Here is a 24,182-nt window from a genome sequence, read left to right as displayed (position 1 = left end):
TGACCTGCCCCGAGCTGTCCTTGCACCGGGTGGCGAATGAGGAGAGGACCTTCACATCGATACCGCTCAGCACCGTCCGCCCGCTGCGCTACAGGCTGCTGAGGGCCATCCGCCTGGAACTCCACGGGTCCGACAGGCGAATCAGCCGCAGCCTCATCCAGCAATGCATCACGCATTGGCGTGGGACCGCGTGCGTGCTTCAGATTGACCAGGACAGGTAGCCGCAGGCCGCCCTTGTCGATAAGCACATCTCCCCCAAAGTGCCTTCCCGCCTCCGTGTCGAGAAGCCAACCCAAGTTCGTGCGCCCAATGGGCTTGAGCAATGTCTGCCCCACCGGCTGCCCATCCGCTTTGGTTGCCGAAACGTCCATGATTCCCCCCAGCTGGCTACGATGATGCCGCAAGTACACCTGCGGCACACAACGGCGGCCTACTGTTGCAGCCCAGCAGTTCCCTCAACAGCAATCAAGTACCTCCGGCGTTGGAGGCATCGCTTCAAGGCATGGAGCGAGTATGCGCAATCAATGCATCCCTTCACCTGGATGCAGAGTCCGACAGCAGTACCTTGCCACCATCACCCGCTGGTGTTGATGAGCGTCAGCGCCGACCCGAACTTGAAGACGTCCGCGACGACGATGTCGCTCTGTGGCTGATCCCCGAACGACGTCCCCAGTGCGGCGTCCATCCACTGACGGACCCTGGACCGGTCCGGGCTCCCATGAATCCAGAGGTGATTCGCGATGCCGTAAGCCATGAGCTCCTCAACCCGGATGCCTACCAGAGACGCGGCGCCACGCTCCCGGGTGATTGGTGCCCCGCCCGCTCACGGATACCACCCCGGGTCATGGTAGACAGGGACGCACCGCATGGACCGCCTGTCCCAACTCCTCTGGCTCTGGATGCTCTTCTTCGCCGTCAACGCCCTCTGGGCGCTGGCGCAGGCCGCCGTGGCCAGCACCCTGGGAGCACGGCCCGTGTCCGTCGTCCTCGGCTACGGCCCCACCCTACTCTCCGCCCGCCTGGGGAGCATCCTGTGGGCCTTCCGCCCCCTGGCGCTCGGCAGCGCGGTGAGCTTTGACGAGCCCGTCGAGGGCGCCCCCGCCAAGAGCCGCCTCCTCCAGCTCTCCCCACCCCTCCACGCCGCCGTCATCCTCCTGCCCTGGGCCGTGCAGGTCGCCATCGCCATGGCCTGCCTGGGGCCCACGGAGGCCCTGCGCCAGTTCGCAAGCGGCTTCGCCGTCCCCTTCGAGCCCTCCCTGCTCCCCAGCCGCGTGGAGCGCTTCCTCGCGCTCCTCCGGGACGGCGACCTGCTGCGCGCCTGGGGCCTGATGAGCGCGAAGCTGGCCGCCCTCAACCTCCTGCCCCTGCCCGCGCTCGCCGGAGGCACCTTCCTCCTCCTGCCGTGGCGCAAGGGCTACCCCGTCTGGGCCGGCCTGCTCGGAATCCTCGGACTCCTGGCCGCCGTGCCGTGGGTCCTCTACGTGCTCTACGTGGTCATCAAGGCGCTCGTCTGACGCCTACGCCTGGCGCTGCAACGCCAGCCGAGCCCCCAGCGCGACGAACACGCCACCGGTGACGCGCTTCTGCCACGCGGCCACGCGCGGATTGCGCCGCATCCACCCCCCAAAGGCACCCGCGAACGCAGCCAGCAGCACCAGCCACGACGTCCCCGTGACGGAGAACATCAACCCGAGCCCCAGGAACTGGAGCCCCGTCGAGCCCGCGGACGCATCCACGAACTGCGGCAGGAAGGCCAGGAAGAACACGGCCACCTTCGGGTTCAGCACGTTGGTGACGACGCCGTCGCGGAAGATGCGCCACAGGCCAGCGGGTGGCAGCGCCTGCACCGCCTCGGCCGCGGTGTCCTTGCTGCGCAGCATCTGCACGCCCATCCACACGAGGTAGGCCGCCCCACCCCACTTCACCACGGAGAAGGCCAGCGCCGACGTCGCCAGCAACGTCGACAGCCCGAACGCCGCCGCGGCGATGTGGAACAGGCATCCGACGAAGATGCCCAGCGCGGAGACGATGCCCGCCTTGCGCCCCTGCCCCATGCTCCGGGCCAGCACGAACATCGTGTCCGGCCCGGGCGTCAGGATGAGCGCGAGCACCGCCAGGAAGTAGGCCGTGAGGCGCGTCGGGTCGAAGAACATGGCGGCTCCAGTGGGGGCACGACTGGCCCCAATTGCCGGTCACCGTACCCGCCGGAGCCCGCCGAGCAAAGCGACCCGCGGCATCAGACGGGCGCGCGCGTGCCGGCCCGTTCGTCCGCGATTCGCGCCTCACGCTCGCGCCGCAGGGCCCGCTCGGCCTCCTCCGCGCTGATGGGCACGGCAGGACGGAACACCGTGCGATACACCGCCGCCGCGGTGGCGCCTCCCAAGAGCGGCGCCACGATGAACAGCCACAGCTGCCCCATGGGCACGCTCCCGGCGAACACCGCCGGTCCCAGGCTGCGCGCCGGATTCACCGACGTGTTCGTCACCGGAATCCCCACCAGGTGGATGAGCGCCAGCACCAGGCCGATGGCCAGCCCCGCGAAGCCCACTGGGGCGCGCGCATCCGTCGAGCCCAGCACCGTGAGCACGAGCAGGAAGGTGAGCGCCACCTCCGTGAGGAAGGCCGCTCCCATGCTGAAGCCGTCAGGTGAAGCGGCGCCGTACCCGTTGGTCGCGAGTCCCTCGGTCACCGCCGAGTACCCTCCGGGCATGCCCTTGGCAATCAGCAGCACCACGCCCGCGCCGAGGATGGCCCCCACGCACTGCGCCACCACGTAGCCGACCGCATCCTTGCCCTCCATCTTCCCAGACAGCAGGAGGCCCAGCGTCACCGCCGGATTCACATGGCAACCCGAGATGGGGCCAATCACGTACACCATGGCCAGCAGCGACAGGCCAAAGGCGAGCGCGACACCTTGGAAGCCGATGTGGTCGCCCGCCAGCACGGCCGCCCCGACGCCTCCCAACACCAGGACGAACGTCCCGATGAACTCCGCAACGTACTTCCGGACGGCGTCGTTGTTGCGGTGGTTGCCCGCCCGAGCCAGCGCGGCCCTGTCCCTGGATGCATCCATGGTCAGCCTCGATTCGCGCGGTCAGACGCCGCGCTTCAGCGAATTCTTCTCAGGCACGCTGTGCATGGACCGGAAGACGACAACGCGAAGCACCGCGTCACGGCCGCTGAGCAGCCCCCGTGAGCGGCCCATGGCCCTCTGTCTCCCCTGACATACACAGACATGCCCTCTTTGACTTTCAGGCATAGGAAAGACAGCCTGGATAGGCCGTCCCCACCTGGAAAGGACTTGTCGAAGGCTGCAACGCTGCTTCTCGCGGTGACGACGTGCTCCATCCAGTGCGACGGCGTGGAGCGCCGCTGCCCGTTCCGAGCATCACCTGAAGACCGGTGCGGCGCCACGCACGAGGGCGGCGCCAGCACCCGGCCGGGACTACTTGTTCTTCATCACCCCGATGAAGGGGATGTTCCGGTACACCTCGCCGAAGTCGAGCCCGTAGCCCACGACGAAGAGGTCATCGATGACGAAGCCCTTGTAGTCGATGTCCACCTTCGTCCGGGCGCGCGAGGGCTTCTCCAGCAGCGTGCACACCTTCAGCGACGCGGGGTGCCGAGCGCGCAGGTTCTCCAGCAGGAACTGCATGGTGAGCCCGGTGTCGATGATGTCCTCGATGATGAGCAGGTGCTTGCCAGCCATCGGCTTGCTGACATCGGTGGTGATGCGCACCTCGCCCGTGGACTCCGTGCCGCCCTGGTAGCTGGACACGCCCAGGAACTCCAACTTCACCGGCAGGTCGATGTACTTCGCCAGGTCGATGGTGAAGAACGCCGAGCCCTTCAGCACGCAGATGAGCGTCAGGTCCTTGCCCGCGTAGTCGCGCGTAATCTCCGCCGCGAGCTCGCGCACGCGCGCCTGCAACTTGTCCTCGGAAATCAGGACACCGACTTCCTGCTCGTAGAACGCCAAGGATTCCTCCGCTACACGTACGCGTTGTTCATGATCTCCCCGAAGCCGCCGCCTCCGGGGACGATGTACTGCCGGTCATCCAGGCCCCGCTCCTTCTCCCAGAGCGCGCCCGGCTCGGTGCCGAACACCTCCGGCGGGGACAGGCCCCGGTCCAACCGGAGCGCGTAGATGATGACGTCCGGATGGTCCGTGGTCATCTTCCGCAGATACTCCGGCGTGACGATGAGGTTCAGGGTGATGATGCGCCGGGGCGTCCCGGGCACCTTGTTCTTGTAGAGCGAAATCGCCGTGGACAGGCTGCCCCCCGTGGCCCCCATGGGGTCGGGGAACAGGACGAAGGCGTCGTCCACGTCGCCGCCAATCTTCGCGCCGCCAATCTCCGAGCCCACCACCGCCTCCGCGGCGTCAATCATGCGGCTCATGATGATGTGGTCCTGGCGCACCACCGTCGGGTCCAGCGTGGCGTTCATCAGGTCGTACGTCACCTGCGACGGCAGCGTGCCCGCCCGGGCGATGTTCACCGTCACCACCCGCACCTGCGGGTCGATGACCTCGCCCTGGTAGAGCCCCTGTGGGGTCGAGTCGATCATCCGCGTGGGCAGGCTCACGTTCTTCCGCGGGAACTCCGCGTTGAGCACCGTCTTCACCAGGTCGACGTACAGCGTCTCCACCAGGCGGTTGATCTGCGGCTGGATGACGCCCTTCGAACACAGCGTCGCCAGTTGGGTCAGGAGAAAGGGATTTCCCACCAGGTGGACGTGAGGCCCATAGTGGTGGGGCATCTCGTTCAGCTTGAAGGGAACGTTGGAGTACAGGGTGTCGCGCATCCGTTCAGCTCCCGCTCAGTCGAACAGTTCCAACGTCTGCGGCGGCGTGCCCGCCGCCGGTTCCGCCACGTGACACTTGCGGCAGCGCGGCTCGTACGCGCCCGCCGCGCCCACCACCACCCGCTCACCACTGGACACGATGCGCTGGGAGCGGTTGGCCGGATTCCCGCACACCACGCAGATGGCCAGCTCCTTCGTCACGTACTCCGACACCGCCATCAAATGGGGCATCGGTTCGAAGGGCCGCCCCTGGTAGTCCTGGTCCAGTCCCGCGCAGATGACGCGCAGGCCCTTGTTGGCCAGCGCCTCCACCACGGCGACGACTTCTGAACCGAAGAACTGCACCTCGTCGATGCCCACCACCTGGGTGTCGGGCGCGAGCCTGTAAAAAATCTCTTCAGCCCGCTCGATGGCGGTGGACATCACCTTGAGCTGCGAGTGGCTCACCACCGCGGATTCGTCGTAGCGGTTGTCGATGCGCGGCTTGAAGACCTGCACCCGCTGCTTGCCGTAGACGGCGCGCTGGACGCGGCGGATCAGCTCCTCCGTCTTGCCGGAGAACATCGAACCGCAGATGACCTCTATCCACCCGATATCTTTGGGGAATTGGTGCAAGGAACGCTCACGGGCCGGGGGCGGAAAGGGCGCGGATAGTCTGCCACGCCCCCAGGGGAGTCAATTTCCCGCCACGCCCGTCCCATAGCCGAATCGCCCGCGGATGTCGCCCGCTTCCTCGCCTGCCCGTCACCGGGCCCCGCGGGCGTTGGCAAGGCTCTTGAAGAGTCTTGGCTACGGACTGGCGAAGGGGGATGGGCGTGGCGGCGACGATCGGACAGATGCGGGGTGGGGCGTGGGGCAACAGGGCTTCTTTCTACCTGTCACCGGCGTCCGTGGCGTTGTTGATGCTGAACCTGCTGGACGGGCTGTTCACCCTCTTCTTCCTCCAGTTGGGCGTGGCCGAAGAGCTCAACCCCATCATGCGGGAGGCCTATGAGCAGTCCCCGCTCTTCTTCATGTTCGCCAAGCTGGTCATCGTGAACGCGGGTCTGTGGCTGCTGTGCATCCACCGGCACCTCAAGGCCAGCCGCATCGCCATCCGGCTGGGCGCGGCCGTGTATGCCGTCATCGTGGTCTACCACCTCGCGTTCCTGACCCACCTGGTCATGCACTGGCCGCAAATGCTGACCTAGCCTCCACTCGCAGCGGCCGACTGTGGGGGCATTGAACAGTGGCGCAAATCTCTCTCGCGCCCGCGCTTGCATTTGACACCCGGTATGTCCCAGGCTTCCCTTCAGCTCCGACCTTTCGGGTTCGGGGGGGGACCATGAACATCACCGACGTCCGGGTGTTTCCGGTCGAAGAGGACAAGCTCAAGGCGTACGTCACCATCACCTTGGACCACTGCTTCGTCATTCGCGATTTGAAGGTCATTCACGGCTCGACCGGGCTCTTCATCGCGATGCCAGCCAAGAAGCGGAAGGATGGGACGTACAAGGACATTGCCCACCCGCTCAACGCGGATACGCGGAGTCAAATGGAACGCGTCATCCTGATGGAGTACGAGCGACACCTCCATCAGGCGCAAGCCGGGATGCTCGTCGCAGCGCCAGCGGACCTGGACTAACGACTTCTTTCCTTCCGTCCGCGTCCAGGTTAGTCACCGGCCCCACCATGCAGCCGCGTGACTTCAAGGTGTTCGCCGGGAACTCGAATCCCGGCCTGGCGCATCGCATCTGCGAGTACCTCAAGCGCCCTCTGGGCAAGGCGGAGGTCGGTCGGTTCTCGGACGGGGAGATTCACGTCGAGATCGGCGAGAACGTCCGCGGCCACGACGTCTTCATCCTCCAGTCGACCTGCCCGCCAGCGAACGATCACCTGATGGAGTTGCTCATCATGTGTGACGCGCTCAAGCGGGCGAGCGCTGGCTCCATCACCGCCGTCATTCCGTACTACGGGTACGCCCGTCAGGACCGGAAGGTGGCGCCGCGTACGCCCATCACCGCGAAGCTCATCGCGGACCTGCTGGAGTCCGCGGGCGCCGGGCGCGTGGTGTCCATGGACATGCACGCGGGGCAGATCCAGGGCTTCTTCAACATCCCCTCGGACCACCTCTACGGCTCGCCGGTGTTCCTGGAGGACCTGCGCAAGCGCTTCCCGGAGTCGCAGGAGCTGGTCATCGTCTCGCCGGACGCCGGCGGCGTGGAGCGCGCCCGCGCGTACTCCAAGCGGCTGAACACGGGCCTGGCCATCATCGACAAGCGCCGTCCCCGCCCCAACGCGTCGGAGGTGATGAACCTCATCGGCGACGTGAGCGGCAAGGACGCGGTGCTGGTGGACGACATGGTGGACACCGCCGGCACGCTCGCCCAGGCGGCCGCGGCGCTGAAGGCCAAGGGCGCACGGCGCGTGGTGGCGTACGCGGTCCACCCCATCCTCTCCGGCCCGGCCATCCAGCGCATCCAGGACTCGGTGCTGGAAGAGGTCGTCTTCACGGACACCGTGCCGCTGTCTCCGGCGGCGCAGGCCTGCTCGAAGATCCGCCTGCTCACCACCGAGCGCCTCTTCGGCGAAGCCATTGCCCGCATCCACCGCGCCGACTCGCTCAGCTCGCTGTTCGTCTGAGCCTGCGTGCGCCTGTCCGCCGGGCGGCTTGACTCCAGGCCCTCCGGCTGGCATGTGCACGACCCTCCATCGGAGGCATTCACAGGCGCCGTCTTCGGGGCCCGCCACTGGGGCGGGATGCCGAGGGCGCCAGGGCCGCCGGTGGCACCCGCAGTCCCATCCGTGAGGATTCCATGTCCGTCAATACGAGCACCCTCGAGGCCAAGCCGCGTGAGGGTTCCGGCAAGGGCGTTGCCCGCCGCCTGCGCGCCCAGGGTCTGATTCCCGCCGTCGTCTACGGAAAGCACCTGGAGAAGCCGATGCACATCTCCGTGGACCCCAAGGCGGTCCGCCAGGCCATCAACACCCCGCACAAGTTCAACACCCTGATCCAGATCAAGGTGGAGGGCGGTGACCGTCAGGTGCTCCTGAAGGACTACCAGATGGAGCCTGTCACCCGCGCCATCCTGCACGCCGACTTCCTGGACGTGCGCCCCACCGACAAGGTGAAGGTCAACGTGCCGCTGGTGCTCTCCGGCCGCGCGCAGGGTGTGGCGGACGGCGGTCTGCTGACCCAGGCCCGCCGTGAGATCGAGGTCTGGTCGCTTCCGGGCGCCATCCCCGAGAAGATCGAAGTGGACGTGACGCCGATGAAGATCACGGAGGTGCTCCACATCAACGATCTGAAGCTGCCCGAGGGCGTGTCGGTGAAGACGAACGTCAACTACACCCTGGCCGTCATCAGCGCGCCGGAGGCTGTGGAGGCGGGTCCGGCGGCGGCGGCTGCCGCGGCGGCGGCTCCGGCCAAGGATGCGAAGGCGGCTCCGGCCAAGGACGCGAAGGCCCCGGCGAAGAAGTAGGCTGTCGCCTTCAGCGGTCCTTCTGGAGCGGGGCCGGCCCGGTAAGGGGCTGGCCCCGTTTCTCGTTTCGGGAGCCACGTCATGAAGCTCATCGTCGGGCTGGGCAATCCGGGGCGCGAGTACGAGCGGCACCGGCACAACATCGGGTTCATGGTGGTGGAGGCGCTGCTGTCGCGGGCGCGCGCGGAGCTGAACCAGGAGAAGTTCGCGGCCAAGGTCGGTCAGGGCACCCTGGCGGGCGAGCGCGTCCTCTTCGTGGAGCCCCAGACGTTCATGAACCTGTCGGGCCGCTCCGTCGCGGAGGCGGCGCGCTTCTTCAAGGTGCCGGTCGCGGACGTGCTCGTCATCCATGACGAGTTGGACCTGCCCCTGGGCCGGCTGCAGCTCAAGGCCGGCGGCGGCAGCGGCGGCCACAACGGCCTCAAGAGCATCGTCTCCAGCCTGGGCGACGAGGGCTTCATCCGCCTGCGCTTCGGCATTGGCAAGCCGGAGGGCCCCAACGCCCGCGAGCGCGTGTCCGGCTACGTCCTGTCCAACTTCGACGACGGCGAGCGCCGGGAGATGGAGACGCTCATCGACCGGGCCATGGACATGACGGAGATCTGGATTCGCGAAGGGCTGTCGGTGGCCATGAACCGGTTCAACCGGAAGGCCTGAGGCGGGCCCCCAGGCCCCCCCACGGGCAGGCGGACAGGGCGCCCGGCCGCTTGACTTGGCGGGGGCCCCCCCATAGAAGGCCCGTTCCCTCATCGGGGATGACCCGGTGGGATGTTCTTTTTCAGCTTCCCGTGTTGGTACACGGGACGTAGCGCGAAGGTGACGGGCGCGTGGTTTCCCGTCCCCGGCGGTGGGCCTCTCAGGTCTGCTGGCCGTTTCCCCGCTCTCTGGATTCACCGGAGGGCACTCGACCCCAAGGGGAGAGAAAACAATGGCTGAGACGCAGGCCGCGACGCGGCTTCGTGAGTACGAGACCATCTTCCTGGTCAAGCCGGACCTGACGGACGACAACGTGGACAAGCTCAAGGAGCGCGTCCGCGGCATCGTTGCCCGTGAGGGTGGCAAGGTCATCCGCTTCACGGTGTGGGGCAAGAAGAAGACCCTGTTCCCCGTGGCGAAGCAGCCCCGCGCCATCTACGTGCACACCCACTTCCTGGGTGGCGCGAAGCTGGTGGCGGAAATCGAGCGCAACCTCCGCAACCTGGACGAGGTCACCCGTTACATCTCCGTGAAGCTCGCGGACGAGGTGGACCCCGAGACGCGTCCGGTGCTCGAGGACGTGAAGCTGGCCGGCGACGTGGAGGAGACCCGTCCGGGCGCTCCCGCGGAGCGCGAGGGTGGCTTCCGCTCCGAGGGTGCCGAGGAGCAGGGCGGCGACTCCGAGGAGGAGTCGTCCGAGGAGGCCTGAGGGCCTTCTGGGTCAATTCGCTAGAGACCATTCCAGGATACGAGAACGCTCATGAGCAACGGAACGGATAGCAAGACGGCCTCTGCCCCCGCCGCCCGCAGCGGTGGTGGCTTCGGCGGTGGTGGTTCGCGCGGTGGTGACCGGGGTGACCGGGGTGACCGTGGTGGTGATCGCGGCGACCGCGGCGGCGGGCTTGGCGGCGACGACGACAAGCGCGGTGGTGGCCGCGGCTTCGGCCGCAAGAAGGTCTGCCGCTTCTGCGCGGAGAAGAACGCGTCGGTGGACTTCAAGGACCAGGCGACGCTGAAGTACTTCGTGACCGAGCGCGGCAAGATCATCCCCCGCCGCATCTCCGGCAACTGCGCCAAGCACCAGCGCGAGGTGGCGGTGGCCATCAAGCGCGCCCGTGGCATCGCGCTCCTCCCCTACAACGCGGTGGTCGGCTAGTCCGCCGGTCCGCACAGGAGACTGAACATGAAGGTCATTCTGCGTGAGGACATCGAGAACCTGGGCAAGTCCGGGGAACTCGTCACCGTGAAGGACGGCTTCGGCCGTAACTTCCTCCTGCCCCGCAAGAAGGCGGTTCTCGCCAGCGAGCAGAACCTGCGCCAGCTGGAGCACGAGAAGTCGGTCATCGCCGCTCGGAACGCCAAGCTGAAGGGCGCGGCCGAGGAGCAGGCGAAGAAGATCGGCGCCATCAAGGTCAGCATCAAGCGCCGCGTGGGCGATCAGGACAAGCTGTTCGGCTCCGTCACGGCGCTGGACATCGCGGAGGCGGTTGCCGCCGAGGGTCAGAGCATCGACCGCCGCCACATCCACCTGCCCGAGCCCATCAAGGCCCTGGGCAACTACGAGGTGGAGCTGCGCCTGCACCGCGACGTCATCGCGAAGATCAAGCTCGAGGTCCTGCCGGAGTAATCCTCCGCGGGCTTCACTGAAGTGAGAAAGGGCCGTCCGGGGCAACCCGGGCGGCCTTTTCCTTTGCGCCCCACTCCACCCGTCCGGTTCGCGCCCCTGTGAAACCGGCTGGCGACAAGCGCGTGGAGCGCCCCGGGAGCGGTGCGTATCCCGGAGCGGAAGGAGGCTCGCCCATGAGCACCACCGTCACCGCGCACCCCACCGATGAACACCGCCCGGACCTGGACTGGCTCCGCGTGGTGGCCATCCTCCTGCTGCACCTGTTCCACACCGGGATGATGTTCAACACCTGGGACTGGCACGTGAAGAGCGTCCAGGCCCTGCCGTGGCTGGAGCCGCCCATGGAGGTGCTGCACCACCTCCGCATGCCGCTGCTGATGTGCATCTCCGGCCTGGGCACGGCGTTCGCGCTGCGGCGGCGCTCGCTGGGCACCTTCGCTGGGGACCGCGCGAAGCGGCTCCTGGGCCCGGTGCTGTTCGGCATGTTCGTCGTGGTGCCGCCGCAAATCTACGTGGAGCGGCTCCAGCGAGGGACGTTCCAGGGCAGCTACGCGGACTTCTACCCGTCCGTGTTCGGCTTCGTGCCCTACCCCACCGGCAGCTTCAGCTGGCACCACCTGTGGTTCGTCATGTACCTCTTCGTCTACTGCCTGCTCGGGCTGCCCCTCTTCGCGGCGCTGCGCACGACGAGGGGCCAGGCCTGGCTCCAGCGCGCCGAGGCGTGGCTGAGCCGGGGCTGGAACGTGGCGTGGCTGTTCCTGCCGCTCGCGCTCAACGAGGTGCTGCTGCGCCGCTTCCCCCAGACGCACGCGCTGCTCGACGACCCGCGAGCCTTCATCCACTTCGGCCTCTTCTTCCTCAGCGGACACCTGCTGGGCCGGTGTCCTCGCGTCATGGAGCACCTGGTGGCCCGGCGCAAGGCGCTGCTGGGCGCCTGCGGCCTGCTCTTCGCCGTCATGGTGCCGCCGAACGAGTACGCCTTCCCGCTGGAGACGCTGGGCCGCACGGCGCTGCAGTGGCTCTTCATCCTCACGGCCCTGGCGTGGGCGCGGGCCTGCATCCACGTCCGCCGCCCCTGGCTCCGGTACGCGCGCGAGCGGGCCTACCCGTTCTACATCCTCCACCAGACTGTCATCGTCGTCGTCGGCTTCGCCGTCGTCGACGGACCCGTGGGCCCCTGGGGCCTCTTCCTGGCGGTGCTCACGCTGACGTTCGGTCTCACGTGGGGCCTGTGTGAAGGGGTGGCCCGGGTGCCCTGGCTGCGGGCGTGCTTCGGGATGACGGCCCGCTCGAAACGGGCCGCGCCCATCCCCACCGCCCCGCTGCATACTGCCTGACGACGCCCATGACGCCCTCCCCGCCCCAGGCCCGCTCCGACTGGAAGTGGCCCCGCATCCGCGCGCGGCCGGCGCTGGCGTTGTTCGCCTTCTGCCTGTTCCTCGGCCTGTGGCTGGGGCTCACGCTGTGGCTCACCATCCTCGGGGACGGAGGCACCATCCCTGCGGCCCGGGCCTTCCTCTGGGAAATCACCGGGGCGATCGGCATCTGGGCCGTCCTGCCCATCCTCTACACGGCGGTGCTCAACGCCCCGAGCCCCCGCGTGGGCTGGGGGCGCTTCCTGGGCATCCATGCCGTGGCCTTCGTGCTCTTCACCGGCCTGCACACCGCGCTGATGATGGGGACGCGGCAGCTGCTGTACGCGCTGCTCGGCTGGGGCACCTACGACTATGGCGAGCTCGCCTTCCGCATCCCAATGGAGGCGCAGAAGGACCTCATCTCGTACACCGTCTCCGCCACGCTGTGGAGCTTCCTCCAAGACTGGAAGGAGCGTCAGGCGCGGGCGCTGCGAGAGGCGGCGCTGGAAGGTGAGCTGCGCGCGGCCCAGCTCCAGGCCCTCACCGGGCAGCTCCATCCGCACTTCCTCTTCAACGCCCTGAACACCGTCAGCTCGGTGATGTACGAGGACCTCGCGCGCACGGACCGGCTGCTCAGCGACCTGGGCGGGCTGCTGCGCGCCAGCCTGGAGCGGCGCGAGGCCACGTGGACGCTGGCCGAGGAGCGCACCCAGGCCGCGCGCTTCGTGGCCCTGCTGGCCGCGCGCTTCGGCGAACAGGTGACGGTGCGCTGGGAGGTGGCTCCCGGCCTGGACGGCGCCCAGGTGCCCTGCTTCGCGCTGCAAGCGCTGGTGGAGAACGCGGTGAAGCACAACCAGGACAGGACCGAGCCCCTGGAGGTGCGCATCCGGGCCTGGGAAGACGGCGCCGGGTGGCGGCTGGAAGTGGAGGACACGGGGCGCGGCTTCGGCACGCCCTCGCCCGCGGCTGGCCCCGGCGTGGGGCTGGCCCACCTGGAGCGCATCCTGGCACTGCTGCACGCGGGCCGTGCGCGGCTGGAACGAAGCCATGGCCCCGAAGGCGGCGCGCGCGTGTCGCTGTGGCTGCCCCGAGAGGCCGCGGCATGACGCGCTTCCAGGTGCTGGTGGCCGACGACGAAGCCCCCGCGCGGGCGAAGGTGAAGCGCCTGCTGGCGGAGGACACGCGCTTCGCGCTCGCGGGCGAGGCGGCGGATGGGACCCAGACGTTGCGCCAGGTGGGCGCCCTGCGTCCGGACCTGCTGGTGCTCGACGTGCAGATGCCCGGCCTCACCGGCTTCGAGGTGCTGGAGGCCCTGGGCCCGGAGCATTGCCCGGCCGTCATCTTCTCCACCGCGTACGACGCCTTCGCGCTGGCGGCCTTCGAGGCGCAGGCCGTGGATTACCTGCTGAAGCCCTACGACGCGGAGCGCTTCGGCCGGGCGCTCGACAAGGCCCACGCGGTGCTGCGCGGCGGGATGCCGGACACCGCGCGGCTCCAGGCCCTGCTGGCGGAGTTGGGGCGGGCCCCCGCGGGCCGTCCGCTGGAGCGGCTGGTGGTGAAGGCGGGCGAGGCCTGGGTACCCCTGCCGCTGACGGACGTCTGGCGCCTGTCGGCCGAGGACAAGTACGTGCGGCTCTACACGGGCCAGGGGGAACACCTGGTGCGACAGACACTCCGGGCCTTGGAGGAGCGGCTGGACCCCTCACGCTTCGTCCGGGTGCACCGGGGCGACATCGTCAATCTGGACGCGGTGGCCCGCCTGGAGCCGTGGAGCCACGGGGATGGAATCCTCGTCCTCAAGGACGGGAGCTCCGTCGTGCTCAGCCGCACCTGGCGTGAAGCGTTCCTCCAGAAGTGGGGACTGGAGGGGTAAGCGGTACTGCTACAGGGCTGTGGCAGCAAATTTGGTTGTGTCAGCCCTGCCTGTAGAGTGGGCGGGCTGCCATGGAGAACGTCCACGAGTTCAGAGAGGGTCGGAAGGTCCACGAGGACCTCGCCGCGGAGCGCGCCGTGCTGGGCGCTGTGCTGGCGGACAACACGCTCATCGCCGCGGTAGGCGAGGTCGTCCACCCAGAGGATTTCTCCAGCCCCGCACACGCCCAGATTTTCGAGGCGATGCTGAAGCTCGACGGCCAGTCGAGACAGGTGGACCACCTGACGCTGGCTGAGGAGCTGAAGGTGTTGGGCCACCTGGTGTCGGTGGGCGGTCCGGCCTACCTGATGCGTCTGGACCAGGTGGTGCCCATCGCGTCCAACGCGGTCCAGTACGCGCAGATCGTCAAGGACCAGGCCCTCCGCCGCCGCCTGGCCCAGGCGGGCAGGGAGATTCAGGACCTCGCCAGCCAGGAGACGGGCGAGCTGGAGGTGCTGCTCGACGAGGCCGAGCGCAAGGTGTTCCTCCTCGCGGAGAAGAAGCGCGAGGGCGACCTGCGCCCGGTCAGCGAGCTGATGGAGCATACGCTCGACCTGCTCGACAAGATGAAGGCGGCGGCCACGGGCATCACGGGCCTGTCCACCGGCTACATCGACCTGGACAACCAGCTCACCGGCCTGCATGCCGGCGAGCTCATCATCCTCGCGGCGCGTCCCGGCATCGGCAAGACGTCCTTCGCGATGAACATCGCGGTGCACGCGGCGCTGAAGGAGAACAAGGCCGTCGGCATCTTCAGCCTCGAAATGCCCGCCGACCAGTTGCTGATGCGTCTGCTGGCCTCCACCGCGCGCGTGGACATGAAGAAGCTGCGCGGCGGCCGGCTGTCACCGCACGACGAGGAGAAGTTCCAGGAGATGGCGGGCGCGCTCTACAACGCGCCTATCTACATCGACGACTCGGGCGGCCTGTCCCCGTTCGACCTGCGCGCCAAGGCCCGCCGCGTGAAGCAGCGCGACCCGCGCCTGTCGCTCATCGTCATCGACTACCTCCAGCTCATGCATCAGAAGGGCAAGGTGGAGAGCCGCCAGCTCGAGGTCGCCGAAATCTCCCGCGCACTGAAGCAGCTCGCCAAGGAGCTGGAGGTGCCCATCATCGCGCTCAGTCAGCTCAGCCGAAAGGTGGAGGACCGAAAGGACGGCAAACCCCTGCTGTCGGACCTGCGTGAGTCCGGCTCCATCGAGCAGGACGCCGACGTGGTGATGTTCATCCACCGTGAGACGACTGACGAGGGCCCCGACGGGCAGCCGGCGCAGCAGTCGAACACGGTCATCCCCGTGGAGCTCATCGTCGCCAAGCAGCGCAACGGCCCCATCGGCTCCATCGACCTGGTGTTCCTGGCCGAGTTCACCCGCTTCGAGAGCCGATCTCGAAGCGAGTAGCGCGGCCCCACCCTACTCCGCGCCGGTCCGCAGGTAGCGCACCACCAGCGCGCGGGCCGAGCGCACCGCCGTCTCCAGCGTACGGCCCCTCCCCAGCTCCGTGGCCAGCGCGGAGGCCAGCCGGCACCCGGTGCCCCGACGTCCGGGGGCACGCGCCAGCCGCTTGCCCTCCAGCACTCGCACGCGGCCCGGTGTGGCCAGGACGTCCGCCAGCCCCTGCGTGTCCGGCAAGTGCCCGCCCTTCACCAGCACCGCGCCAAAGCCGTGCTGTGCCAGTGCCTCCGCGGCCTCGACAGCCTCTTCCACCGTGCGCGCGACGGGTCGTCCCAGCAGCCAGCCCGCTTCATCCAGGTTCGGCGTGAGCACCACACGCGGCCCGGCCAGGGCCAGGTAGGCCCGTGCGGACAGGCGCGTCAGCGGCTCGCCCCGGGAGGTGCGCACCACCGGGTCCACCACCCACCACGCGCCCGTGTCCTCCAGGGCCCGCTGCGCGGCCTCGAGCTGCGCGCGAGCGGGCACCATGCCGCACTTCACCGCGTGCACCGGCCCCAGCTCGCGCGCGGCGACCACCTGCGCTGACAGCACGCGCGGCGGCGAGGCCGTCCAGGTGAAGGTGCGGACACCCTGCGCCGTCTGCGCGGTGGGCACCGCCACCGGCTGGCCCCGCAGCGCGCGCACCGCGGCGACATCCGCCAAGAGCCCCGCCCGTCCCGTGGGCTCCAACCCCGCCAGCAGGAGGACGCGGGGGCTCACCGGCGGTGCTCGCGCGCCTTCTGCACGAACGCCTTGTAGAGCCCCACGTGCACCGGAATGGTCGTGGACATGTATTCGGGGTGCCACTGCACGCCCACGGCGAAGGTGTGCACGGAGGACTCGATGGCCTCCACCACGCCATCCGGCGCCACCGCGGTAATCGTCACGTCCTTGCCCACGCCGCGCACCGACTGGTGGTGGGTGGAGTTGACCATCAACTGGCCATACCCCACTGCCTCCGCCAGCAACGTGCCGCTCTTCACGTCCACCGGGTGCTGCGGGTGCGTGCGGTCGTGCTTCTGCTCGTGCTCGCGAGCGCCCTCCACCTCACGGCCGATGTCCTGGTACAGCGTGCCACCCAGGATGACGTTGAGCAGTTGCATGCCGCCACAGATGCCCAGCACCGGCATGTTGCGCTTGAGCGCGCCGCGCATGAGCGCCGCCTCGAAAGCGGTACGCCCTTCCTTCAGCGCCCCCAAGCCCTCGCGCGCATCCTCGCCGTAGGCCGACGGAGGAATGTCGAACGCGCCGCCCGTGACGAGCACCCCGGAGATGCGGTCCAGATAGGACTCCACGCAGGCCGGCTCGTCCGAATACGGCAACACGAAGGGCAGCCCGCCCGCGCGGAGGACGGCGTCCGCGTACGGAACCTTCAGCTCATAGCGGGCAAAGGGCTGTTCTCCGGCCGGACTCCAGTCCGGGGTGATGCCGATGTTGGGGCGGCGCGGCGCCGGCCCGTGGTGTCGCGAATGGTTGTTCATGGAAGCTCCTGGCTTCGAGGCTATGCCCCGGAGCGCCCCTGTTCAAACGCGGCCACCAACCGCCTCACACGCTCGGTGATATCCACGGCGAGCAGCGCGTCGGATACCACCGCCGCGCAGTGCGCCCCGGCCGCCGCCACGCTCGCGATGTTCACCAGCCCCACCCCACCAATGCCCACCACGGGCAGCGGGCTGTCACGCACCACGGACGCGAAGGCATCCAGACCCAGCACTGGCGCGGGCACCTGCTTCGTCGACGTGGGGAAGACAGGCCCCAGCCCCACATAGTCCGCCCCAGCCGCTTGTGCCGCCCGCGCGCCCACCACGTCTCGCACCGTGACGCCCACCAGACGGCCAGGCCCCAGCAGCGCGCGCGCATCCTCGGCGGGCACGTCCTCGTCACCCACGTGCACACCGTCCGCGTCCGCCAGCAGCGCCAGGTCCACCCGGTCGTTCACCAGGCACAGCGCGCCTTCCCGGCGGCACAGCGCCACCACCTGCCGCGTGGCGGCCAGCGCCTCACGGACCGAGGTTCGCTTCATGCGCAGTTGCACCACCCGGGCCCCGCCGGCCACCAGGCGAGCCGCCTTGTCCACCAGTGAAATCTCCGGCAGGACGGAGTCGTCGCACAGCAAGTAAGGACCGCGGGGAAGGTGCGGGCGGGACGGTGCGTTCATCGGCTCTGGAAGGCAGGACGGCGGCGTTGACAGATGGCCACCCTGCTATAAGGTGCCGCGCTGTTTTCCAAGCAATTCTGAGGATTTGAACCATGGCGGATTCGGCGGACCCGAAGTACCTCGATAAGCGCACCGTGGAGCGGTACGTGCGCTCAGGCCAGCTCGACGAGACGGAGTACGAGCGCCACCTCCAGGGCCTGCCCGACGTGGCGGAGAAGTCCGTCCCCGTTGAGACGCTCATGCTCGACGACGCCGACGACTTCGACGACGAAGAGGATGACTTCGAGGACGAGGACGACGATACGTCCGACGACAGCGACGAGGCCGAGACCTCCACCGCCGCCGAGTCGACGGATGGCGACGACGACGAGGCCGACGAAGCCGACGAGGCCGAGAGCGACGACGAGGCCGCCACCGCTTCGAACGAGACCTCCGACGATGAGGGGCCGGTCTCCGCATGAGCTCCGGGGACGAGAAGCGCGGCGAGACCTTCGTGATGCGGGGGGAAGCGCGCTCCGCGTCCGAGGAGTCGATTTCCTTCAGCACCTTCATCGTGGGGCTGGGCACCGCGGTGCTCATCCACCTGGGAGGTGCGCCCAATCCTGAAACGGGTCAGACGGAGAAGGACCTGCCGCTGGCCCGGCAGAACCTGGACCTCTTGTCCATGCTGCGCGCGAAGACGCGGGGCAACCTCACGGCCGAGGAAGAGAAGCTGTTCGACGGGCTGCTCGCGGACCTCCGCCTGCGCTACGTGGAGGCGACCAAGCGGTGAAGCACTCCAGTAGGAAGGGCCTGCCCGGTGGCATCCGCTTCGCCGCCATCGTGGGCCTGGTGCTCTCCATCCTCACGGGCTGGGCAGCGCTGATGGAAGCCGTCGAGATGGCGAACTTCTACGAAGCGCGCTCGCTCCGGATGGAGCAGGAGCTGCCTCGGATTCCCGGCGCCCCGGCACTCGACCCGAAGATTTTCGAGGTCTACTACGCGGCGCTGGAGCCCATGCGGGAGTTGCGCGCGGTGCTGTTGGGCTTGCTGGCCGTTGCCTGCGCCTTTGTCAGCGTGTCCGCGGCGCGCATGCTGAGTCCGGAGAACCTGCCCCGCGACGCCCTGCGCCGGGTCCTGAGCCGCGCGGCCATCATCGCCGCCGGGCTGCGCACCATCGACGGCGCGCAGATGTCCGTGGCCAAGCAGCGCCTCTTCGCGGCGCTGGCGGAGCCGATGAGCAAGATGCCCGAGTTCCCACCGGACATCACCATCGAGACCTCTCGCGAAATCCTGAGCGCGATGGGCGTGGGGAGCGCCATCTTCGGCACCGTGGTGGTGGCGGGCACCTTCGCGATTCTGGGGCAGTACTTCCGCAGCCAGAGCGTCCGCGAGGCCATGGCCGTGCAAGACGGGCCGCAGGCGGAGTAGCCCTTCTCAGAGGGCGTCGGACTCCGGCAGCGACACCTGGCAGGTCGGCAGGAGGGCCTCCAGGACGGCGGCCCCCTCTGCGTCACGGTCCTCCAGCGCCAGCTCGTGGCCCGGAGCCACGCGCGGCAGCCGCAGCAGCTCCTTGCGCGTCAGGCCGAACACGTACGCCAGGTGGCCCACCGGCCAGCGCTCCTGCATGTGCTTGAAGGCCGCGTCGTCCATCTGGTCCAGCGGCACCGGGAGCTCCACGTCCTCGTAGACGACCCGCTCGCCGCCCACGCGCCGGCCGTTGCCGTACGCGATGACCTGCTCGCCTTCGTCTGGATCATAGACGTAGGCCTGGACGGCGGCGTTCGTCGCCCGGGAGAGAAGTCGGGGGAGTGCATGGTGGGCCGCATACCAGTGTGCGCCCTGCCGTCCCTCCGTGAAGGGAGCCACGTACGCCAGACGGACCACCTTGCGGCGCCGGTTGACGGACACCTTCAGCCCCGTCGCGCCCATCGCACCGTCCAGCGCCAGCGCTTCACGCGCCAACCGGAGCAGCTCCAGGCCGCCGAAGCTTTCGAGTCGTAGGAGATATCCGCCGTGCGCTTTCAGATTCAGCCCCCCAGGGGATTGGGCGCCGCCTATACCCGGCATCATACCCGCTGGCAACTCCGGCACCTTGAAAAGCAGGCGGTTACCAGGAGTCCAAACAATTCCAGGTAAACGGAAACGTCGCGCCACGTGCGCTGCTTGCCAAGGGGTGGCCGACTCTTACGTTGGAGGCATGCGACTCGACAAGTACACAGTGAAGGCGCAGGAGGCGATCCACGAGGGTCAGACCCTGGCCCGTCGGGCGGACAATCCGCAGTACGAGCCCGAGCACCTGGCCGCTGCGTTGCTCGGCCAGAAGGACGGCATCGTCGACCCCCTGCTCCGGAAGATCGGGGCAGACGTGAAGCTGTTCGCCGCGCGGCTCGGCGAAGCGCTCCAGAAGCTGCCCCGCATGCAGGGAGGCGAGAGCGCGATGCTCGGCCAGCGGCTGCTCAAGACTTTCGACAAAGCCGAGGACGAGGCCAAGTCCCTCAAGGACGAGTTCATCTCCTCGGAGCACCTGCTGCTCGCGCTCACGCACGACAAGGGCGCGGTGGGCGAGGTGATGAAGTCCTCGGGCGTCACGAGGGAGCGCGTGCTGTCCGGACTCAAGGACGTCCGGGGCTCCGGGCGCGTGACGAGCCAGGACGCCGAGGCGACCTACCAGGCGCTGGAGAAGTACGGCCGCGACCTCACGGAGGCGGCGCGCTCCGGCAAGCTCGACCCCGTCATCGGCCGTGACGAGGAGATCCGCCGGTGCATCCAGGTGCTGAGCCGGCGCACCAAGAACAACCCGGTGCTCATCGGCGAGCCCGGCGTGGGCAAGACGGCCATCGCGGAAGGACTGGCGCGGCGCATCGTCGATGGCGACGTGCCGGAGGGCCTGAAGAACAAGCGCCTGGTGTCCCTGGATTTGGGCGCCATGGTGGCCGGCGCGAAGTACCGCGGCGAGTTCGAGGAGCGCCTCAAGGCCGTCCTCAAGGAGATTGCCGACGCCGCGGGCGAGGTCATCCTCTTCATCGACGAGCTCCACACGCTGGTGGGCGCGGGCAAGGCCGAAGGGGCCATGGACGCAGGCAACATGCTCAAGCCGGCGCTGGCGCGCGGCGAGCTGCACTGCATCGGCGCGACCACGCTGGACGAGTACCGCAAGCACATCGAGAAGGACGCCGCGCTGGAGCGGCGCTTCCAGCCCGTCCTGGTGGGCGAGCCGAGCGTGCACGACACCATCAGCATCCTCCGCGGCCTGAAGGAGCGCTACGAGGTGCACCACGGCGTGCGCATCCAGGACAACGCCCTGGTGGCCGCCGCCACGCTGAGCCACCGCTACATCGCGGACCGGTTCCTGCCGGACAAGGCCATCGACCTCGTCGACGAGGCCTCCAGCCGCCTGCGCATCGAAATCGACTCCATGCCCACGGAGCTGGACGACGTGCGCCGGAAGATGACGCAGCTCCAGATTGAGCGGGAGGGCTTGCGCAAGGAGACGGACCTGCACTCGCAGGAGCGCCTGGGCCAGATTGAGAAGGAGCTGGCCAACCTGAGCGAGAAGTTCAACGCGCTCAAGGTGCACTGGGATGCGGAGAAAACGGCCATTGGCGCCATCCGCGGCCTGAAGGAGAAGCAGGAGAAGGCGAAGAACGACCAGGCCGCGGCCGAGCGTCAGGGCGACCTGAACCGCGCGGCGGAGCTGAAGTTCGGCGTCATCCCCTCGCTCGACAAGGAGCTGAAGGCGCAGAACGAGAAGCTGGCCGAGCTGCAGAAGAACCAGAAGTTCCTCAAGGAGGAAGTCGACGCGGAGGACATCGCCCAGGTGGTGGCCAAGTGGACGGGCATCCCCGTCTCGCGGCTGATGGAGGGCGAGGTCCAGAAGCTGGTCCACATGGAGGACCGGTTGGCGAACCGGGTGATTGGCCAGCGTAGCGCCATCGAAGCGGTGTCCAACGCCGTGCGCCGCGCGCGCAGCGGACTGCAGGACCCCAACCGCCCCATCGGTTCGTTCATCTTCCTGGGCCCCACGGGCGTGGGCAAGACGGAGACGGCCAAGGCGCTGGCGGAGTTCCTCTTCGATGACGACTCGGCCATGGTCCGCATCGACATGTCCGAGTACATGGAGAAGCACTCCGTGGCCCGGCTGGTCGGCGCGCCTCCGGGGTATGTCGGCTACGAGGAAGGCGGCCAGCTCACCGAGGCGGTGCGCCGGCGGCCGTACACGGTGGTCCTCTTCGACGAAATCGAGAAGGCGCACCACGACGTCTTCAACGTGCTGCTCCAGATTCTCGACGAGGGCCGGCTGACGGACAGCCAGGGCCGCACGGTGGACTTCAAGAACACGGTGCTCATCCTGACGTCCAACATCGGCTCGCAGGACATCCAGGCCGGCATGGCGGGCAAGGAGGAGTTGGACGAGCCCACGCGCAACGAGGTGATGGACGCGCTGCGCGCGCACTTCCGGCCGGAGTTCCTCAACCGCGTGGACGAGGTCGTCATCTTCGAGCCGCTGCGGAAGAAGGACATCTACCGCATCGTGGACCTGCAACTGGCGCGGCTGTCCAAGCTGCTGGCCGACAAGCGGCTGACGCTGGAGCTGACGGAGAAGGCGCGCGAGCTGCTCGCCGAGCGCGGCTACGACCCGACGTACGGCGCGCGGCCCCTGAAGCGCGCGGTGCAGAAGAACCTGCTGGACCCGCTGGCCCTCAAGGTCCTGGGCGGCGAGTTCGTCCCGGGCGACCACATCCAGGCGGATGCGGGCCCTGACGGGCTCACCTTCGCCAAGGTGCTGGTGGACACCTCGAAGAACGTGAAGCGCTCGGCCTAGCCCGGGCGTCCACGGATGTGCCTCGGCCCGGCGTCATGGCTTGACGCCGGGCCGCCTCCGCGCGAAGAGCCCGGCCATGAAGCCCTGGGAGACGCTGGAGCGCGCAGAAGTCCCGGACGTGGGGGAAGTCACCCTGGCCCGGCGTGGGGACGAGTACGTCTTCCGCGTGCGGAGCCAGACGCTGATGTCCAGCCGGCAGCACGGCTCCGAGGAAGCGCTGGCGGACGCCGGCTGTGAAGGGCTGGCGGGCCGAAGCGACGTCCGGGTGCTCGTGGGCGGACTGGGCTTTGGCTACACCACCCGCGCGGTGCTGGACCGGCTGGGGCCCGATGCGCGCGTCACGGTGGCGGAGCTGCTCCCGGTGGTGGTGACGTGGAACCGGGGGCTGCTCGCGCCGCTGGCCGGGGCACCCCTGGAGGACCCGCGCGTCATCGTGGTGGAGGCCGACGTGGGCAAGCACATGGCCCGTCAGTCCGGCACCTATGACGCCATCCTGCTCGACGTGGACAACGGCCCCACCGCCCTCACCCACCCCGACAACCACGGCCTCTATGGGCGCGTGGGGCTGGCACACGCGGTCCAGGCGCTGCGGCCAGGAGGCGTACTCGGCGTGTGGAGCGCCGGGCCCTCCCCCGCCTTCGAACGCCGCATGGAGCAAGCGGGCTTCACCGTCCAGGTGCTCCACCCGGCGGCGCATGGCACCAAGGGGACGCGGCATACCCTGTTCATGGGCAAGCGGAGGCCCCAGGGACGGCGTTAGTAGGGGCCCCATGATTCCTTTCTCCGTCCTCGACCTCTCGCCCGTCACGCAGGGCTCCACCGCGGCCGACGCGCTCCGGAACACGCTGGACCTGGCACGGCACGCGGAGGACTGGGGCTTCAAGCGCTTCTGGCTGGCCGAGCACCACAACATGACGGGTATCGCCAGCGCGGCGACGTCCGTGGTCATCGGCTACGTGGCCGGGGGGACGAAGCGCATCCGGGTGGGTTCGGGCGGCGTCATGCTGCCGAATCACGCGCCGCTGATCATCGCGGAGCAGTTCGGCACGCTGGAGACGCTCTACCCGGGGCGCATCGACCTGGGGCTCGGCCGGGCGCCGGGCACGGACATGCTAACGGCGCGCGCCCTGCGGCGAGACCTGGCGGCGAGCGCGGACACCTTTCCCCAGGACGTCGTGGAGCTGAAGTCGTACTTCGAGCCCACCGAGCCGGGACAGCTCATCCAGGCGGTGCCGGGCGCGGGTTTGAAGGTCCCCATCTGGCTGCTCGGCTCCAGCCTGTTCAGCGCGCAGCTCGCGGCGATGCTGGGCATGCCGTTCGCCTTCGCCTCCCACTTCGCGCCGGATGCCCTGTTGCAGGCCCTGGACATCTACCGGGAGCGCTTCAAGCCATCCGAGTCGCTCGAGCGGCCCTATGCCATGGCCTGTGTGAATGTCTTCGCGGCGGATACGGATGCGGAGGCACAGCGCCTCTTCACTTCCGTGCAGCAGCAGTTCATCCGCCTGCGCCGTGGCACGCCCGGTCAGCTCCCGCCTCCGGTTGATGACATCGACTCCGTGGCTTCGCCCGTGGACCGCGCGAGCGCCGACCACGCGTTGAAGTACTCCATCATCGGCGCGCCCGACACCGTTCAGCAGGGCCTGGCGGCGTTCATTCGACTCACGGGAGTCGATGAGCTGATGGTGACGGGAATGGTCTACGACCACGCCGCGCGGCTGCGCTCCTTCGAGCTGACTGCGCAGGCGCACCAGCGGCTCGCTGAGGCAGAAGCGGCGGAGCGTGAAACACCGCGTCTGTAGCAATGAACGACACACACGCCTCCGCCCTGTAGCGGAACGCGCTACACGGCCACGCGCATCGTCCTCGCGAACGCCGTTTCTCCCAGTATCAGCATGGCTGCGCGCCTCGTGGCGCGATGGGTGCACACCGC

29 protein-coding genes are annotated in these 24,182 nt (G+C 68.5%); 19 read left to right on the top strand and 10 right to left on the bottom strand.

Features of this window, described 5'->3' with window-relative positions; all coding sequences use genetic code 11:
* Positions 1–574: 574 nt before the first annotated feature.
* Complete coding sequence (locus F8M74_RS04020) at positions 575–754, bottom strand: hypothetical protein (RefSeq protein WP_141254992.1); 180 nt, start codon at positions 752–754, stop codon at positions 575–577.
* A 112-nt stretch (positions 755–866) separates the two neighbouring features.
* Between F8M74_RS04020 and F8M74_RS04015 the strand changes: the two genes are divergently transcribed.
* The gene (locus F8M74_RS04015) at positions 867–1,514 is read left to right on the top strand and encodes a hypothetical protein (protein WP_141279490.1); all 648 of its coding nucleotides are present in this window, start codon (positions 867–869) and stop codon (positions 1,512–1,514) included.
* Positions 1,515–1,517: 3 nt separating this feature from the next.
* Here the strand turns inward: F8M74_RS04015 and F8M74_RS04010 are convergent, their stop codons facing one another.
* The 5 genes from F8M74_RS04010 to F8M74_RS03990 form a co-directional block, all read right to left on the bottom strand.
* Complete coding sequence (locus F8M74_RS04010; protein WP_141253537.1) at positions 1,518–2,153, bottom strand: LysE family translocator; 636 nt, start codon at positions 2,151–2,153, stop codon at positions 1,518–1,520.
* A gap of 83 nt (positions 2,154–2,236) precedes the next feature.
* Positions 2,237–3,073, bottom strand: a complete 837-nt coding sequence (aqpZ, locus tag F8M74_RS04005) for an aquaporin Z (RefSeq protein WP_141253538.1) — start codon at positions 3,071–3,073, stop codon at positions 2,237–2,239.
* Between the two features lie 372 nt (positions 3,074–3,445).
* Positions 3,446–3,979: a hypoxanthine phosphoribosyltransferase gene (gene hpt, locus F8M74_RS04000; protein WP_140799417.1), complete on the bottom strand. Its 534-nt coding sequence runs from the start codon at positions 3,977–3,979 to the stop codon at positions 3,446–3,448.
* Positions 3,980–3,990: 11 nt separating this feature from the next.
* Complete coding sequence (locus tag F8M74_RS03995; RefSeq protein ID WP_011555046.1) at positions 3,991–4,806, bottom strand: uracil phosphoribosyltransferase; 816 nt, start codon at positions 4,804–4,806, stop codon at positions 3,991–3,993.
* Between the two features lie 15 nt (positions 4,807–4,821).
* A complete protein-coding gene (locus F8M74_RS03990; protein ID WP_141253539.1) occupies positions 4,822–5,421 on the bottom strand; it encodes a thymidine kinase in 600 nt (199 codons plus the stop codon).
* A 194-nt stretch (positions 5,422–5,615) separates the two neighbouring features.
* On the opposite strand from F8M74_RS03990, the gene F8M74_RS03985 reads away from it, so the two are divergent.
* The 12 genes from F8M74_RS03985 (at position 5,616) to dnaB (ending at position 15,257) form a co-directional block, all read left to right on the top strand.
* Positions 5,616–5,996 (top strand): DUF5658 family protein, encoded by a 381-nt coding sequence (locus F8M74_RS03985; protein WP_171410439.1) that lies wholly within the window; start codon positions 5,616–5,618, stop codon positions 5,994–5,996.
* Positions 5,997–6,130: 134 nt separating this feature from the next.
* Positions 6,131–6,430: a septation regulator SpoVG gene (spoVG, locus tag F8M74_RS03980; RefSeq protein WP_002634160.1), complete on the top strand. Its 300-nt coding sequence runs from the start codon at positions 6,131–6,133 to the stop codon at positions 6,428–6,430.
* A 47-nt stretch (positions 6,431–6,477) separates the two neighbouring features.
* Positions 6,478–7,428, top strand: coding sequence for a ribose-phosphate pyrophosphokinase (locus F8M74_RS03975; RefSeq protein ID WP_011555049.1), 951 nt, complete (start codon positions 6,478–6,480; stop codon positions 7,426–7,428).
* 173 nt (positions 7,429–7,601) lie between these two features.
* Entirely contained in the window at positions 7,602–8,267 is a 666-nt protein-coding gene (locus F8M74_RS03970) for a 50S ribosomal protein L25/general stress protein Ctc (protein ID WP_141253541.1), read from the top strand.
* Positions 8,268–8,348: 81 nt separating this feature from the next.
* Entirely contained in the window at positions 8,349–8,924 is a 576-nt protein-coding gene (pth, locus tag F8M74_RS03965) for an aminoacyl-tRNA hydrolase (protein WP_141253542.1), read from the top strand.
* Between the two features lie 271 nt (positions 8,925–9,195).
* The gene (gene rpsF / locus F8M74_RS03960; RefSeq protein ID WP_141253543.1) at positions 9,196–9,672 is read left to right on the top strand and encodes a 30S ribosomal protein S6; all 477 of its coding nucleotides are present in this window, start codon (positions 9,196–9,198) and stop codon (positions 9,670–9,672) included.
* A gap of 51 nt (positions 9,673–9,723) precedes the next feature.
* The gene (gene rpsR, locus F8M74_RS03955) at positions 9,724–10,119 is read left to right on the top strand and encodes a 30S ribosomal protein S18 (protein WP_090491552.1); all 396 of its coding nucleotides are present in this window, start codon (positions 9,724–9,726) and stop codon (positions 10,117–10,119) included.
* A 27-nt stretch (positions 10,120–10,146) separates the two neighbouring features.
* Entirely contained in the window at positions 10,147–10,590 is a 444-nt protein-coding gene (rplI, locus tag F8M74_RS03950) for a 50S ribosomal protein L9 (RefSeq protein WP_140794217.1), read from the top strand.
* A gap of 173 nt (positions 10,591–10,763) precedes the next feature.
* Positions 10,764–11,927, top strand: coding sequence for an acyltransferase (locus F8M74_RS03945; protein WP_141253544.1), 1,164 nt, complete (start codon positions 10,764–10,766; stop codon positions 11,925–11,927).
* Between the two features lie 8 nt (positions 11,928–11,935).
* A complete protein-coding gene (locus F8M74_RS03940) occupies positions 11,936–13,051 on the top strand; it encodes a sensor histidine kinase (protein WP_141253545.1) in 1,116 nt (371 codons plus the stop codon).
* Positions 13,048–13,818, top strand: coding sequence for a LytTR family DNA-binding domain-containing protein (locus tag F8M74_RS03935; RefSeq protein ID WP_141253546.1), 771 nt, complete (start codon positions 13,048–13,050; stop codon positions 13,816–13,818). Before F8M74_RS03940 ends, F8M74_RS03935 begins: the two co-directional genes overlap by 4 nt.
* Before the next feature lie 71 nt (positions 13,819–13,889).
* Positions 13,890–15,257, top strand: coding sequence for a replicative DNA helicase (gene dnaB, locus F8M74_RS03930; RefSeq protein WP_141253547.1), 1,368 nt, complete (start codon positions 13,890–13,892; stop codon positions 15,255–15,257).
* 12 nt (positions 15,258–15,269) lie between these two features.
* On the opposite strand, the gene F8M74_RS03925 is transcribed toward dnaB, so the two are convergent.
* From F8M74_RS03925 to thiE, 3 genes are read right to left on the bottom strand one after another with little or no spacing between them, the layout of a single operon-like run.
* The gene (locus tag F8M74_RS03925; protein ID WP_141253548.1) at positions 15,270–16,010 is read right to left on the bottom strand and encodes a bifunctional hydroxymethylpyrimidine kinase/phosphomethylpyrimidine kinase; all 741 of its coding nucleotides are present in this window, start codon (positions 16,008–16,010) and stop codon (positions 15,270–15,272) included.
* Complete coding sequence (locus F8M74_RS03920) at positions 16,007–16,771, bottom strand: gamma-glutamyl-gamma-aminobutyrate hydrolase family protein (RefSeq protein ID WP_090491558.1); 765 nt, start codon at positions 16,769–16,771, stop codon at positions 16,007–16,009. The genes F8M74_RS03925 and F8M74_RS03920 overlap by 4 nt, the downstream gene beginning before the upstream one ends.
* Positions 16,772–16,791: 20 nt before the next feature.
* Entirely contained in the window at positions 16,792–17,448 is a 657-nt protein-coding gene (gene thiE / locus F8M74_RS03915) for a thiamine phosphate synthase (RefSeq protein ID WP_141253549.1), read from the bottom strand.
* Between the two features lie 92 nt (positions 17,449–17,540).
* Between thiE and F8M74_RS03910 the strand changes: the two genes are divergently transcribed.
* From F8M74_RS03910 to F8M74_RS03900, 3 genes are read left to right on the top strand one after another with little or no spacing between them, the layout of a single operon-like run.
* Entirely contained in the window at positions 17,541–17,909 is a 369-nt protein-coding gene (locus tag F8M74_RS03910; RefSeq protein WP_141253550.1) for an RNA polymerase subunit sigma, read from the top strand.
* A complete protein-coding gene (locus F8M74_RS03905) occupies positions 17,906–18,220 on the top strand; it encodes a DUF1844 domain-containing protein (protein ID WP_011555063.1) in 315 nt (104 codons plus the stop codon). Before F8M74_RS03910 ends, F8M74_RS03905 begins: the two co-directional genes overlap by 4 nt.
* The gene (locus F8M74_RS03900) at positions 18,217–18,858 is read left to right on the top strand and encodes a hypothetical protein (protein ID WP_141253551.1); all 642 of its coding nucleotides are present in this window, start codon (positions 18,217–18,219) and stop codon (positions 18,856–18,858) included. The genes F8M74_RS03905 and F8M74_RS03900 overlap by 4 nt, the downstream gene beginning before the upstream one ends.
* A 6-nt stretch (positions 18,859–18,864) precedes the next feature.
* On the opposite strand, the gene F8M74_RS03895 is transcribed toward F8M74_RS03900, so the two are convergent.
* The gene (locus F8M74_RS03895; protein WP_228559710.1) at positions 18,865–19,500 is read right to left on the bottom strand and encodes a hypothetical protein; all 636 of its coding nucleotides are present in this window, start codon (positions 19,498–19,500) and stop codon (positions 18,865–18,867) included.
* A 127-nt stretch (positions 19,501–19,627) separates the two neighbouring features.
* On the opposite strand from F8M74_RS03895, the gene clpB reads away from it, so the two are divergent.
* The 3 genes from clpB to F8M74_RS03880 all read left to right on the top strand — a co-directional run bounded on the left by clpB (position 19,628) and on the right by F8M74_RS03880 (position 24,051).
* Complete coding sequence (gene clpB / locus F8M74_RS03890) at positions 19,628–22,252, top strand: ATP-dependent chaperone ClpB (protein ID WP_141253552.1); 2,625 nt, start codon at positions 19,628–19,630, stop codon at positions 22,250–22,252.
* Positions 22,253–22,328: 76 nt separating this feature from the next.
* Positions 22,329–23,012 carry a spermidine synthase gene (locus F8M74_RS03885; protein ID WP_141253553.1) on the top strand — a complete coding sequence of 228 codons (684 nt, stop codon included), beginning with the start codon at positions 22,329–22,331 and terminating at the stop codon, positions 23,010–23,012.
* A gap of 10 nt (positions 23,013–23,022) precedes the next feature.
* Positions 23,023–24,051, top strand: a complete 1,029-nt coding sequence (locus tag F8M74_RS03880; protein WP_141253554.1) for an LLM class flavin-dependent oxidoreductase — start codon at positions 23,023–23,025, stop codon at positions 24,049–24,051.
* Positions 24,052–24,182: the final 131 nt, after the last annotated feature.

This window comes from Myxococcus sp. CA023, from assembly GCF_010998615.1.
GTDB lineage: Bacteria > Myxococcota > Myxococcia > Myxococcales > Myxococcaceae > Myxococcus.
Note: the sequence above shows the minus strand (reverse complement) of the source record. Positions and strands in the feature narration are given on the sequence as shown.